The 13,361-nt window shown below is 66.7% G+C and carries 13 protein-coding genes; 5 read left to right on the top strand and 8 right to left on the bottom strand.

The features are described 5' to 3' along the window. Positions 1-16 precede the first annotated feature (16 nt). The gene (gene tsaD, locus BM031_RS22010; protein WP_091876690.1) at positions 17-1,057 is read left to right on the top strand and encodes a tRNA (adenosine(37)-N6)-threonylcarbamoyltransferase complex transferase subunit TsaD; all 1,041 of its coding nucleotides are present in this window, start codon (positions 17-19) and stop codon (positions 1,055-1,057) included. A gap of 122 nt (positions 1,058-1,179) precedes the next feature. Next, complete coding sequence (locus BM031_RS22005; RefSeq protein ID WP_091876689.1) at positions 1,180-2,022, top strand: endonuclease/exonuclease/phosphatase family protein; 843 nt, start codon at positions 1,180-1,182, stop codon at positions 2,020-2,022. Between the two features lie 10 nt (positions 2,023-2,032). Here the strand turns inward: BM031_RS22005 and BM031_RS22000 are convergent, their stop codons facing one another. The 3 genes from BM031_RS22000 to BM031_RS21990 all read right to left on the bottom strand — a co-directional run bounded on the left by BM031_RS22000 (position 2,033) and on the right by BM031_RS21990 (position 4,036). Next, the gene (locus BM031_RS22000; protein ID WP_091876688.1) at positions 2,033-2,698 is read right to left on the bottom strand and encodes a DsbA family oxidoreductase; all 666 of its coding nucleotides are present in this window, start codon (positions 2,696-2,698) and stop codon (positions 2,033-2,035) included. 140 nt (positions 2,699-2,838) lie between these two features. Beyond that, on the bottom strand, positions 2,839-3,462 hold the full coding sequence (gene plsY / locus BM031_RS21995; RefSeq protein ID WP_091876687.1) for a glycerol-3-phosphate 1-O-acyltransferase PlsY: 624 nt from the start codon (positions 3,460-3,462) through the stop codon (positions 2,839-2,841). An 82-nt stretch (positions 3,463-3,544) separates the two neighbouring features. Then, the gene (locus BM031_RS21990) at positions 3,545-4,036 is read right to left on the bottom strand and encodes an aminoacyl-tRNA deacylase (RefSeq protein ID WP_091876686.1); all 492 of its coding nucleotides are present in this window, start codon (positions 4,034-4,036) and stop codon (positions 3,545-3,547) included. 38 nt (positions 4,037-4,074) lie between these two features. Between BM031_RS21990 and BM031_RS21985 the strand changes: the two genes are divergently transcribed. After that, positions 4,075-5,049: an endonuclease/exonuclease/phosphatase family protein gene (locus BM031_RS21985; RefSeq protein WP_091876685.1), complete on the top strand. Its 975-nt coding sequence runs from the start codon at positions 4,075-4,077 to the stop codon at positions 5,047-5,049. 32 nt (positions 5,050-5,081) lie between these two features. Here BM031_RS21985 and BM031_RS21980 read toward each other — a convergent pair whose 3' ends face one another. From BM031_RS21980 to BM031_RS21960, 5 genes are all read right to left on the bottom strand, one after another. After that, on the bottom strand, positions 5,082-7,235 hold the full coding sequence (locus BM031_RS21980; protein ID WP_229409145.1) for a putative bifunctional diguanylate cyclase/phosphodiesterase: 2,154 nt from the start codon (positions 7,233-7,235) through the stop codon (positions 5,082-5,084). Between the two features lie 285 nt (positions 7,236-7,520). Then, positions 7,521-7,724 (bottom strand): hypothetical protein, encoded by a 204-nt coding sequence (locus BM031_RS21975; RefSeq protein WP_091876707.1) that lies wholly within the window; start codon positions 7,722-7,724, stop codon positions 7,521-7,523. Between the two features lie 77 nt (positions 7,725-7,801). Then, entirely contained in the window at positions 7,802-8,707 is a 906-nt protein-coding gene (xerD, locus tag BM031_RS21970; protein ID WP_091876684.1) for a site-specific tyrosine recombinase XerD, read from the bottom strand. After that, positions 8,680-9,204, bottom strand: a complete 525-nt coding sequence (locus tag BM031_RS21965; RefSeq protein ID WP_091876683.1) for a methylated-DNA--[protein]-cysteine S-methyltransferase — start codon at positions 9,202-9,204, stop codon at positions 8,680-8,682. Before BM031_RS21965 ends, xerD begins: the two co-directional genes overlap by 28 nt. A 338-nt stretch (positions 9,205-9,542) precedes the next feature. Beyond that, positions 9,543-10,562: a TRAP transporter substrate-binding protein gene (locus BM031_RS21960; RefSeq protein ID WP_091876682.1), complete on the bottom strand. Its 1,020-nt coding sequence runs from the start codon at positions 10,560-10,562 to the stop codon at positions 9,543-9,545. A gap of 130 nt (positions 10,563-10,692) precedes the next feature. On the opposite strand from BM031_RS21960, the gene BM031_RS21955 reads away from it, so the two are divergent. Both BM031_RS21955 and BM031_RS21950 read left to right on the top strand, forming a co-directional pair. Then, positions 10,693-12,684: a sensor histidine kinase gene (locus BM031_RS21955; protein ID WP_091876681.1), complete on the top strand. Its 1,992-nt coding sequence runs from the start codon at positions 10,693-10,695 to the stop codon at positions 12,682-12,684. Positions 12,685-12,754: 70 nt separating this feature from the next. Next, positions 12,755-13,345, top strand: coding sequence for a response regulator transcription factor (locus BM031_RS21950; RefSeq protein ID WP_091876680.1), 591 nt, complete (start codon positions 12,755-12,757; stop codon positions 13,343-13,345). Positions 13,346-13,361 lie beyond the last annotated feature (16 nt).

Below are 13,361 nucleotides of genomic sequence, written 5' to 3'. Positions count from 1 at the left end.
CTCCTGCAGTTTCCCCATGATCGTTCTCGGCGTCGAATCCTCCTGCGATGAAACCGGCTTTGCTCTGTATGACACCGAGCGCGGCCTGCTGTCCCACGCCCTGCACTCTCAGGTCGCCATGCACGAGGAATACGGCGGCGTGGTGCCGGAACTGGCCTCGCGCGACCACATCCGCCGCGCCCTGCCGCTGCTGCAGGAAGTGCTGGACCGCGCCGCCGTCCCGATGTCCGACATCGACGCCGTCGCCTATACCCAGGGCCCGGGCCTGGCCGGCGCGCTGCTGGTGGGCTCGTCGGTGGCGTGCTCGCTGGCGCTGGCGCTGGACAAACCGGTGCTGGGCGTGCACCACCTGGAAGGCCACCTGCTTTCGCCGCTGCTGGCCAGCGAGCGCCCGGACTTCCCCTTCATCGCCCTGCTGGTCTCGGGTGGCCACACCCAGCTGATGCGGGTGGACGGCGTGGGCCGCTACACGATGCTGGGCGAGACGCTGGACGACGCGGCCGGCGAAGCCTTCGACAAGTCGGCCAAGCTGCTGGGCCTGGGTTATCCGGGCGGGCCGGCGATTTCGCGCCTGGCCGAATTCGGCGACCCGGCGGCGTATACGCTGCCGCGCCCGATGCTGCACTCGAAGGACTTCAATTTCAGCTTCTCGGGCCTGAAAACCGCCGTGCTCACGGTGGTCAAGAACCACGAGCAAAAAGTGGTGGCGAATATCTGCGAGCAGGACAAGGCCAACATCGCCCGCGGCTTCGTCGACGCCATCGTCGACGTGCTGACCGCCAAGTGCGTGAACGCGATGCGCCACACGGGGCTCACGCGCCTGGTGATCGCCGGCGGCGTCGGCGCCAACAAGCAGCTGCGCGCCGCGCTCGATGACGCCGCGGCCCGGCGCCGCTTCAAGGTCTATTACCCGGAGCTGGAATTCTGCACCGACAACGGCGCCATGATCGCGTTTGCCGGGGCCATGCGCCTCGAGCGCAACCCGGCGCTGGCGCAGCGCGACTACGCGTTCAATGTGCGTCCGCGCTGGCCGCTCGATGAGCTGGTAGCGGCATAAAACTGCAGCAGTTTGGGGCCCCGCCCCATGGAACTTGCAAGGCTGACATCGATCCTACCGTGTGACCGCCCGGCGCCAAACGGTGGCAATATCCGACGGTTAAGTTTTACGGAGGTTATGCGATGCGCGTTGTAAGCTGGAACATTCATTGGGGTTGTGGCAAGGACGGACGGATCCGCATCCATGCGATCATCGACGTCCTGCGGCGGCTCAATCCGGATGTGGTGTGCCTTCAGGAAGTGGCGGCCAACCATCCGGAACTCGATGGCGGCGCGACCGCGAACCAGTTCAAGCAGCTCGGCGGGGCCTTCGGCGGCTACCACATGATGGAACATGCCCCGAGTGAACTCTACAAGAACAATTCCCCGCGCCTGTTCGGCAACCTGATCCTCTCGAAATACCGCATCACGCAGGTGCACCGCCACCTGCTGCCGTGGCCGGTCGAAGCGGGCCGTCCGGCCGGCATGCCGCGCGGCCTGATGGAAACCGTGCTCGACACGCCCTCCGGCAAGCTGCGCCTGATGACCACTCACCTCGAATACTGGTCGGCGCTGCAGCGCATGGCGCAGGTGCAGCGCATCCGCGAGCTGCATGCGGAGGCCTGCGCGCGTTCGCGCGTGTTCCAGCCCGATCCGGACCTGGACGCGCCCTACCAGCTGGGCTTCAGGCCGGCGTCGGCGATCCTGTGCGGCGATTTCAATTTTGCGCCCGATGCCGAGGACTACCAGGCCCTGCTGGCGCCGATCGACGGCGCCCCGGCCTTCATCGACGCCTGGCGCGCCGTGCACGGCAAGGTCGCGCGCGCGCCGACCACGGGCCTGCATGGCTACCCGTGGCCGGAACGGCCCGAGTGCTACGACCATTTCTTCGTGACCGACGACCTGGCTTCGCGCGTGACGACGGTGGACGTGCAGTCCGAAACGGCGGCCTCGGACCACCAGCCGGTGGTCCTGGACCTCGACTAGGCCGGCCTGCTTATTGCTGCGCCGGCTGTTCGGCCTGCGCGGCGATGTCGCGCAGCGCCTGCTCGAACACTTCCGGTGGCTGGCCGCCGGAAATCAGGTGGCGCTGGTTGATGATCACGGCCGGCACCGAATGGATGCCGGCGCGCTGGAAGAACTGCTCGCGCTCGCGCACCTCGTCGGCGTAGGCGTCGGAGGCAAGGATGCCGGCCGCCGTCTCGCGGTCCAGCCCGGCACGCTCGACGGTATGCAGCAGCACGTCGTGGTTGCTCGGGTCTTCGCAATGGGTGAAGTAAGCTTCGAACAGCGCCACCTTGAGCTCGCGCTGGCGGCCCTGCTCCTCGGCCCAGGACAGCAGGCGGTGGGCGTCGAAAGTGTTATAGATGCGCCCGCGCCGCTCCATGTCGAAAGTAAAGCCGACGTCCAGGCCGCGCTCGCGGATCATCTCGCGGCTATGCGCCTGCTGCTCGGCGGTGGCGCCGTATTTCTCGGTGATGTGCTCGCCGATATCCTGGCCCTCGGGACCCATGTTGGGATTGAGCTCGAAGGGCTGGAAATGCAGGTCGGCACTGACCTCGCTCTTGACCCGCGCCAGGGCCAGCTCCAGCGAGTTAAGCCCGATCGCACACCACGGGCAGGAGATGTCGGAAACGAAATCGATGCGGAGTTGCTTGGTCATGGGGCGGCCCTCAATGTTTAATGGGGGCTATGGTAACGCGATGTGGGCTTGTGCGTGGTGCACGGGGGCCGTGGCGGAGCGGTACATGACTTGGGTTCCGGCCTTCGCCGGAACCCAATCTTGCACGCAATCCACAAACCTTATTTCTTCTTCCCCGCAGCCCCCGCCTTACTCCCAATCCTCGACTCTTTCCCCGCAATCAAATTGGCGATATTCCCGCTGTGCCTGAACAGCAGCAGCCCGCTCATCACCACCACCGCGAACAACACCTCATCCGCCCCGAACAGCAGCCCGTAGTAAAACGGTGCGAACACCGCTGCGACCAGTGCGGCCAGCGACGAGTAGCGGAAGGCGTAGGCGATGATCAGCCAGGTCGCCAGCGTCGCCAGCCCCAGCCAGACGTTAATCCCAAGCAGCACGCCCAGCGCCGTCGCCACGCCCTTGCCGCCCACGAAGCGGAAGAACACCGGCCACAGGTGGCCCAGGAAGACCGCGATCGCGACCAGCGCGATGCCGCCTTCTTCGATCCCGTATTGCGGACCGAACTTCACCGCCAGCCATACCGCCAGCCAGCCCTTGGCGCCGTCGCCGAGCAGGGTGGCGATGGCGGCTTTCTTGCTGCCGCTGCGCAGGACGTTGGTGGCGCCCGGGTTCTTGGAACCGTAGGTGCGCGGGTCGGACAGGCCGAAGGCGCGGCTCATCACGACTGCGAAGGAAATCGAGCCGATCAGGTAGGCGGCAATGGTGGCAATCAGGGTGTTCATCTGGTCTCTCTTGTTATCGTTTGGGACCACCGGGTCCCGTCAGGCGCAGGGAATATACACCATCGGCCCTGCCCTTTGGCAATCACTCGGCCAGGGCGCACTGCACGGCCCGGGCGCCCAGCACTCCGGTCAGCACACCGGGCGCCAGGCCGACCAGGTAGCCGCGGCGGCCACCATTGATATAGATCGTGTCCAGGGCCAGGATCGATTCCTCGACATACACCGGCATTGCCTTGCGGATCCCGAAGGGAGAGGTGCCGCCCACCAGGTAGCCGGAATGGCGCTGCGCCACTTCCGGCTTGCAGGGCTCGACCGACTTGCAGGGGATGGCGCGCGCCAGGTTCTTGGTCGAGACCTTGCAGTCGCCATGCATCAGGACGATGAGCGGGCGGGCCGCTTCGTCCTGCATCACCAGGGTCTTGACGACATTGTGCTCGGGAACCCCAAGTTCGCGTGAGGAAGTGGCTGTGCCGCCATGTTCTTCATAGGGGTAGGGATGTTCGGTAAAAACGACGCCATGCTTGCGCAGGAACTGCGTCGCGGGTGTCTCAGAGACGTGCTCTTTCTTGGCCATGCGTGGTACGCTAAAGACGAACATAAGGGGTTTCTATTATGCAGCAAGAAATTCGCTTTGCCACCTTCAACACCTTTAACCTGGCGCCGCCAGGGGTGCGCGTGTATGAGAATCTGGAACCATGCACGCAGGAAGAATACGAAGCTAAACTGGACTGGACTGCCCATCAGGTCGACCTGCTCAATGCGGACGTGATCGGCTTCCAGGAAATTTTTTCGCAGGCCATCCTGCGCGACGTGCTGGCGCGCACCCGCCACTACCGCGAGGCGGCCCACCTGGGCTTCGACCCGGACCCTGAAGCCCCGCGCCTCACCCCCAGCGTGGCGCTGGTCTCGCGCCTGCCGGTGCGGGGCAGCGCCCGCGCGCTGGCGCTGTTTCCCGAAAGCGTGTCGATGCCCGCGGGCAGCCGCGACCCCGACCGCTTCACGCGCGCGCCGCTGCATGCCGAGGTCGAACTGGCGCCCGGCCTGGTGGTCGATGTCGTGGTAGTGCACCTCAAATCGCGCCGGCCCGACTACCGCAACAGCGACACCGGCGAAGACCCCAACCTGTATGCGCTGGCCTGCCTGCGCTCGCTGGTGCGGCGCGGCACCGAGGCCACGGCGCTGCGCGTGCTGCTCACCGACATGGCGCGCGAGCAGCAGCGCCCGCGCATCGTGCTGGGCGACTTCAACGACGTCGCCGATTCCGTCACCACCGAGATCGTGCTTGGCGAAGGCGCGCCGCTGGGCGAGCGCATGTTCGACGCCGCCCGCCTGCACCGCCACCAGGACAGCCAGCGCAACGTCGGCTTTTCCATCGTGCACGGCAGCCGCCACTCGACCATCGACCACATATTGGTGTCGCAGGAGTTCAATCCGGTGCTGCCCAATGCGATCGGGGAAGTGATGGACGTGGTCTACCTCAACGACCACCTCAACCTGGGCTTGCCGCAAGCCTCCGACCATGGGCAGGTGCTGGCGCGCATCCGGCTGTATCCGCAGGATGGGCCCTTCAGCGGCAGGCTCGACTGAGAGTGCGACGCGCCCGCTAGACCCATTGCGTTTCAGCGCGCCGCCGGCTTGAAATCGGGCCGGCTGCTGGCACCGCCCCCATAAAACCCCTGGTATTCGTCGCAGCCGTGCTGGCGCAGGAAGCGCAGCTGCTCGGCCGTCTCCACGCCCTCGGCCACCACGCGCAGGCGCAGGCTGCGCGCCACCGCGATGATGGCCGGGATCAGGGCCGCGTCGTCGGGGTCGTGCTCGATGTCGCTCACGAAGCTGCGGTCGATCTTGAGCTTGGACAGCGGGAAACGGCGCAGCGAGGACAGGCTGGCCACCCCGGTGCCGAAGCGGTCGACGGTGAGCTGCACGCCGCGCCCGCGCAGCGCCGCCACGGTGCCATCCAGGCCGGCATCGCCCTGCATCAGTGCGCCTTCGGTGATTTCGAGGTCGAGGCAGTGTGGCGCCAGGCCCGACTGGGCCAGCGCGTCGTCGACGGTGTCGAGCAGGCGGCCGTGCAGGAACTGGACGTCGGACAGGTTGACCGCCACCGTGGCTTCGTGGCCGGCGTCGCGCCAGGCCCTGGCCTGGGTGCAGGCTTCGCGCAGCACCCATTCGCCGATCGGGACGATTAGGCCGCATTCCTCGGCCACCTGCAGGAAGTCGTGCGGCAGCAGCAGGCCGCGGTCCGGGTGGCGCCAGCGGATCAGGGCTTCCATGCCGATGACGCGGCCGGAACCGACGTCGAGCTCGGGCTGGTATTCGAGCACGAATTCCTGGCGTTCGAGCGCCTGGCGCAGCCGCTTATCCAGTTCGCCGCGCTCGACCACGCGGGCATTCATTTCGGGGCTGAAGAAGCGGAAGCTGCTGCGGCCCTGCGCCTTGGCGTGGTACATGGCGACGTCGGCATGGTGCATCAGCGTGTCGACGTCGCCGCCGTCGGTAGGGCAGATCGCCACCCCGATGGAGGCCGACAGCGTGAGCTGCTGCCGCGCCACCTCGATGGGACGCGAGACCGCCGCCATGACGGCCGCCGCCACGTGGGCGGCCTGGTCGACCCCGCCGATATCGGCCAGCAGCATCACGAACTCGTCGCCGCCGAGGCGGCTGATCGTGTCGACCCGGCGCACGCAGCCGCGCAGGCGGGTAGCGACCTCACGCAAGACCGCGTCGCCGGCCTGGTGGCCGTTGTTGTCGTTGACTTCCTTGAAGCGGTCGAGGTCGAGGAACAGGACGGCGAAGCTGTCGTGCTGGCGGCGCCAGGTGGCCAGCGCGTGGTGCATGCGGTCGAGGAACAGGGTGCGGTTGGGCAGGCCGGTGAGCGCGTCGTGTTCGGCCTGGTGGCGCACCTGCTCTTCCACCCGCTTGCGCTCGCTGATATCGGACAGCATGACCATATGGTTGGCGGGCTCGCCGTAGGTGTCGCGGATGGTGGTGAGCGCCACCCAGGCCGTGTAGGAGGCGCCGTCCTTGCGCCGTGCGGGCAGCTCGCCTTCCCAGTGGTCCTGGCCGTCCACCTGCGACCAGATGCTTTGATAGAAGCCGGCGTCGCCGTCGCCCCAGGGCAGGCTGGCCAGGGTCGAGCCGACGATGTCACCGGGCTCGAAGCCGGTAATGGTGGTGAAGGCGCGGTTGACCGCCTGCACCCGGTACTCGGCATCCATCATGATGATGGCTTCATGGGCGTTTTCGAACACGCGCGCGGCCTGGGCCAGGTCGGTTTCGAGCTGCTTGCGCGCGGTGATGTCGATCTCCATGCAGAATACCTGCCGGGTCACGCCGCCGCGCCTGACGGCAAAATGGTTCGAATGCACCCACAGGCAGCGGCCGGAGGCGGTCTCGACATACCAGTCGCGGGGAGGCGGCGCGGCGCCTCCCTGCCAGATATCGGCAATGATGGCGTCGAACTCGGTCTGGTGGCCGATGTGGGACACGAGCTCACGGAAGGGCCGGCCCAGCGCATCGCGCGCCGGTATGCCGAACAGGTGGGCGCAGGCCTGGTTCCAGTAATGGATGACGCCGGACTCATCCATGGAATGCACCGCCACCGCCGGCGCCAGTTCGATGGCCGCCACGAAGCGGTACAGCCAGTCAAGTGCTTCGCCACCGGGCCCGTCGACGGCCAGGGCGTCGTCGCCCGGCGCGGCTGGGGAATCGGCCTCGGCCGACAGGCGCTGCCTGTCTGGCGAGCCCGTCGTGTCCTGGGGAGAATCGCTCACGGGAAAAATCCTTTTCAGGCAGAAAGAGTCATGAACCCCATGACAATCCCTTAGTCTTCCCCTTTTTTTCGCCTGTCGTTTGCGGACACGCAAAGCAGGCGACCGCCTGCATTTCGTCGCGCATTTCCGCCGTCCACACCCGCCGGCCGACCGCCTGTCGCATCCGGCTGGAAGCGCGCGCGGCGCCTCGTTATATTGACACCGTGCGCAAGGAGCTCCACCCTGGCTTCAGGACGGAGCCCGAGCGCGAAAGTTTCCTGTCCCGGCGCCGCAACGCCATCACCCTCAGGCGTTTTGCGGCGCCGGCTCTCCAGGCTGGCCGGTGCCGGGATCCTGGACCGCGGCCTCGCCGCCTTCGCCGCCTTCGCCTTCGGCGCCCTCGCCTCCTTCGTGCTTGCCCTCCGCCTTGCGCCGGGCTTTTTCTTCCGCCTTGCGCTTCTTCTCGAGTTCACGCTGCCGTTTTTCGTACTGGAAGTTCGTCCGTGCCATGTTCACCTCGTATGGAAGAGTGGGGATTGCGGTCGTGCAGGGGCCATTATGGCCGACTGCGGGCATTGCGGCTTGAATTAACCCCGCGGATGGTGCTGCGCATGCAGATGCTTGAGGCGCTCGCGCGCAACATGCGTATAAATCTGTGTGGTCGAAATATCGGCGTGCCCCAGCAGGAGCTGCACCACGCGCAGGTCGGCGCCGTGGTTCAGCAGGTGGGTGGCGAACGCGTGGCGCAGCGTGTGGGGCGACAGCGGCCCCTGGATGCCCGCCTTCTGCGCATGCTTCTTGATCAGGATCCAGAACATCTGGCGCGTCATGGCCCCGCCGCGGCCAGTCACGAACAAGGCGTCGTCGACCTGGCCATTCAGGATGATGCCGCGCGCATCTTTCAGGTAGCGCTCCAGCCAGGCGCGCGCCTCGCCCCCGAACGGCACCAGGCGCGTCTTGCTGCCCTTGCCCGTGATGCGCAGCACGCCGTCGTTCAGGCTCATTTCGACCAGTTTCAGGGCCACCAGTTCCGACACCCGCAGTCCGCTCGCATACATCAGCTCCAGCATGGTGCGCTCGCGCAGGCCGAGCGGGGTCGACACGTCCGGCGCGCCCAGCAGCGCTTCCACCTGGCCTTCGGTCAGCGTATGGACGAAGCGCAGCGGCTGCTTGGCCGAGGCCATCTGCAGGCAGGGGTCGCTGGCCACCTGGTTGCGGCGCAGCGCCAGCCCATAGAAACGCTTGAGCACCGACAGGCGCCGGTTGGCCGAACTGGGCCGGGTGTCGGCATGGCGTTCGGCGAAGTAGGCGGCAATGTCCTCGGGCTGCACCGCGAGCAGGCTGGTGCGCGCCGGCCGCTTCATTTCCAGCCAGCTGGCGAACAGCTTCAGGTCGCGGCGGTAGGCGTCGAGCGAATTCTTGGCCAGCCCCTGTTCCAGCCAGAGGGCGTCGCAGAACTCGTCGATCAGTCCCAGATCGATTGCTGCTGCCATGGGGATGCGGTGGCGCCTTCGTGGCGCAGCAGCCAGCGCTTGACCGACAGGTGGAAGCCGTTCTCGTCGTCCTGGTTCGAGAAGCCGCCCAGGCCGCCGGAGGCCGTCACGCGGTGGCAGGGAATGATGAGGGGGAACCAGTTGGCGCCGCAGGCCTGGCCCACCGCGCGCGGGGCCGAGCCAATCAGCTTGGCCACCTGGCCGTAGGTCTTGACGTTGCCGCGCGGGATCGATGCGATCTCGCTCCAGACGCGGCGCTGGAACTCGGTGCCGGCCTCGAACAGGGGCAGGTCGAAACGGAAATCGGGATCTTGCAGGTAGTGGGCAACCTGCATGGCGGCCAGTTCGGCCACCGCGTTGTCGGCCGCTTTCTCGTCGAACGAGGGCTGGAGGTAGACCAGCTCGCGCACGCGCGCGTCTTGGGTGCGGATGCCGATCGCGCCGAATTGCGCCGGCACGATGGCGTTGAACAAGGTACTGGCCTGGTCTGTCTTCATCAAAGCATCTTACCCCTTGGGCAGCCACCCCGGCCAGCCCCCGCAGGCGAAAAAAAAGCGCACCCTGAGGTGCGCTCCAATTCGGGTCACGTTCCCGGCCGTTTAGCTGTGCTAACGGCTTCTGTAAAACGTGTGTCTCCTCGATTTGTCTCCGGTATGAATTACCGTGATTTTTTCTATGCTCCCCAAAACCGTGTATGTTCTGTTCGCGTTCGCACCATGTGAGTGCAAAGAGGCCCCATCATATCGCAAGCTTTCTGCTCAAGCGTATCTTTTTGGCCACATTACTTCATTTATTTTAGTTATGAAGAAATAGCATAAGCGTTCGTAAAGACCTGTCATTTGCGTGTCATGGAGGGGCCTGCCGCGCCCTGCTTCGCGACCTCGCGCCGGATCGCCTGCACCACGTCCTTGCCGATCCGCTCTTCCATCTGCGCATGCACCGGCTGCATGGCGCGGCGCCACTCCGCCTGCTGCTGCGGGCTGAGCGTATGGATGGTGGTGGTGCCGGCGCGCCGGATCGATTCCAGCGCCGCATCGTTGGTATGCTGGGCGATGGTTTTCTCGTAGGCGGTGGCCTGGGCCATGGCTTTCTCGAGCGTGCTGCGCAGTTCGCCCGGCAAGCCGTCCCAGAACTTCTTGTTGACGATGACGGCGTAGCCCAGGTAGCCATGGTTCGACACGGTCAGGTGCTTTTGCGTCTCGTGCATGCGCTGGGTGAACATGTTCGAGGGCGTGTTCTCGGTGCCTTCGACCACGCCGTCGCGCAGCGCCGGGGCGGTTTCCGAGAAGGCCAGCGCCAGCGGCTGGGCGCCGAGCACGCGCATCTGCGCGTCCAGCACCTTGGAGGCCTGGATGCGCATGCGCAGGCCGCGGAAGTCGACGGGTTTCAGCAGCGGCTTGTTGGCCGACATGATCTTGAAGCCATTGTCCCAGTAAGCCAGGCCGGTGATGCCCTTGGGCTCGAGTTTACGCAGCAGGCCGCGTCCGATGCGCCCTTCCGTCACCGCGTACAGCGCCGCCTTGGACGGGAAGATGTAGGGCAGGTCGAAAGCTTCGAATTCCTTCACCCCCAGCGGCGAGAACTTGGCCAGCGAAGGCGCCAGCATCTGCACCGCGCCCAGCTGCAAGGCCTCGAGCTCCTCGCGGTCCCTGTAGAGCTGGCTGTTCGGGTAGACTTCCACCTTCACCCGGCCGCGCGTCATCTGCTCGGCCAGCGCCTTGAAACGCTCGGCGGCGCGCCCTTTCGGCGTGTCCGGCGCGACCACGTGGCTGAACTTGATGACGATCGGCGCCTGCGCCGCCACACCGGCGCTTGCGCAGGCGAGCAGCACGGCGGCCAGGGCCTTGAGGTGCATGGCGGTTCGGTTCATCCTGGTGGCGAAAACAATAAGCTGGGTTGGGGCGAGTGTGCGGCGCAGCGCCATCGCGCGCCATCGTGGACTTCCACAATATAGCCCGACAGTGTAACGAAGTACGGAGTCATCCATGAAATTTCCGTTCCGCCAGTCCCGCTCGGCCCAGCGCGCCCGCTCCTGGCGCTGGCTGGTGCCGGTGCTGCTGGTGCTGCTGTTCCTGGCCGTGCTGGTCTGGCTGCCATGGCAGGCGCGCCAGATGGAAGCGACCGAACGCCAGGAACAACTGATCGCCGATACGCTGTGGGTCGAGCAGACGCTGCGCTTCGAACTGGCGCGCAGCGAAGAGGCGTTGGCCGGGCTCGGCGCCGACCTGGTGGCGCGCCCGCCCGCGCCGGCGGCGCTGCAGGCACGCTTCAAGCAGATGTTCAATAACGGCCACGAACTGGTGCGCATCGTGTGGTACGGCGCCGACGGCCAGCCCCTGGCCAGCCACGGCCTGGAGCCGCCCGCCGCCCTGCCCGCGCCGACCCGGCTCGCGCTCGAAGTGGCCAGCGCCACGCGGCGCGGCCGCTACAGCGAGCCCTACGGCGCCACCACCGCCTCGCCGGGCACGCTCGACTACTACCTGCCGCTGTTCTCGGGCGGGAAACCGGCGGGCAGCCTGATCGCCACCTACAGCCTGCAGGTGCTGCTCGACGAGACGGTGCCGTGGTGGTTCGCCCAGGACAATGCCCTGACCCTGCTCGACCGCGACGACCGCCCGGTGGCGCGGCGCGTGGCCGGCGGCCCGGGACGCGGCGTCTACACCCACCGGCGCGAGCTCGACCTGCCGGGCGCACTGGTGGTGCTGTCCACCGACAGCGTCAAGCGCGCGCCCCAGCTGCTGCCCAACCTGCTGGTGGGCTCGGTGATCGTGCTGGCCCTGGGCCTGGTGCTGAGCCTGGGTGCGCTGTGGCGCCACATCTCGCGCACTTTGGCGGCCGAGGCCGCGCTGCGCCAGCAGATGGCCTTCCGCACCGCGATGGAGAATTCGCTCATCACCGGCCTGCGCGCGCGCGACCTGGAAGGGCGCGTCACGTACGTGAACCGGGCGTTTTGCGAGATCGTCGGCTTGCCGGCCGAAGAGATCGTCGGCAAGAAGCCGCCGATGGCCTACTGGGCCCCGGAAGTGGTGGGCGAATCCGAAGAGCGCTTCCGCGGCGTGCTGTCGGGCAATGTCATCCCCCAGTTCGAGACCATGTTCCTGCGCGCCGACGGCCGCCGCGTTCCCGTGCTGGTGTTCGAGGCGCCGCTGGTGGACATGGACGGCAAGCATACGGGCTACATGAGCTCGGTGCTCGACATCACCGACCGCAAGCGCGCCGAGGAACTCAACCGCCAGCAGCAGGAAAAGCTGGAAGCCAGTGCGCGCCTGGCGACGATGGGCGAGATCTCGTCGATGCTGGCGCACGAGCTGAACCAGCCGCTGGCGGCCATTTCCAGCTACACGGCCGGCGCCATCAATGTGCTGGAGAACAGCGGCAAGTCGGGCGAACCGGTCAACGCCGGCATGCTGCGCCACGCGCTGGAGCAGGCGCGCCAGCAGGCCCAGCGCGCCGGCCAGATCATCCGCAGCGTGCACCAGTTCGTGAAAAAGCGCGAGCCGCGCCGCGAGACCGTGGGCATCCGCAGCGTGCTGGACGGCGTGCGCGCGCTGGTCGAGCTGCAGGCGCGCCAGGCCGGCGTGGTGCTGCGCATCGATATCGCGCCGCAGCTGCCGCCGGTACTGGCCGACCGCGTGCTGCTGGAACAGGTGCTGCTCAACCTGACGCGCAACGCCATCGAAGCGATGCAGGACACACGCCCCGACCAGCGCGTGCTGCGCATCGCGGCCGCGCACGAGGCCGGCTCGGTGACGGTCTCGGTGATCGACCGCGGCCACGGCATCGCACCGGAAGTGGCGGCCGGCCTGTTCTCGCCCTTCTACTCGACCAAGGCCGAGGGCATGGGCATGGGGCTGTCGATCTGCCGCACCGCGATCGAGTTCCACGGCGGCACATTGACCCATGCGCCGAACCCGGGCGGCGGCACCATCTTCAGCTTCGCCCTGCCCGCGCAAGCGGCGGACCGGGCGCTGGGCTAAAATCCCCCTGCGGCATGTGCTGCGACAACATGAACACGGGCGCATCCCGCCCGGCACGAAAGACCACCGAATGCTGCACATTGTCGACGATGAAGACGTCATCCGCGACGCGCTGGCCTGGCTGGCGCAGTCGCGCGGCCTGGAGGCGCGCGGCTATGCGGGCGGGCAAGCCTTCCTCGACGCCGTCGCCACCTCCAGCCCCGCCAGCGCGGGCGGCGACTGCGTGCTGCTGGACGTGCGCATGCCCGACATGAATGGCGTCGCGGTTTTTGACCAGTTGGTAAAACTTGGCCTCATCGCGCGCCTGCCCGTGATCTTCCTCACTGGCCACGGCGATGTGCCAATGGCGGTCGACTCGCTCAAGCGCGGCGCCTTCGATTTTTTCGAAAAGCCGTTCAACGACAATGTGCTGATGGACCGGGTCGACGAGGCGCTGGCGGCCTCGCGCAAGGCGGCCGACGGGGCCGTGGTGCAGGCGCGCCTGGCCACGCTATCGGCGCGCGAGCGCGAAGTGCTCGACCTGATCCTGGCCGGCATGATGAACAAGGTGGTGGCGGACAAGCTGGGAATCAGCATGCGCACGGTGGAAGTGCACCGCGCGCATATCTTCGACAAGATGCATGTCAAGACGGCGGTCGAACTGGCCGGGCTTCTGAAATAACGGTTGCCCTTCACGT

Source organism: Massilia yuzhufengensis, from assembly GCF_900112225.1.
In the GTDB taxonomy this organism is placed as follows: Bacteria; Pseudomonadota; Gammaproteobacteria; order Burkholderiales; family Burkholderiaceae_D; genus Telluria; species Telluria yuzhufengensis.
This window is presented reverse-complemented; position numbering and strand designations above follow the sequence as displayed.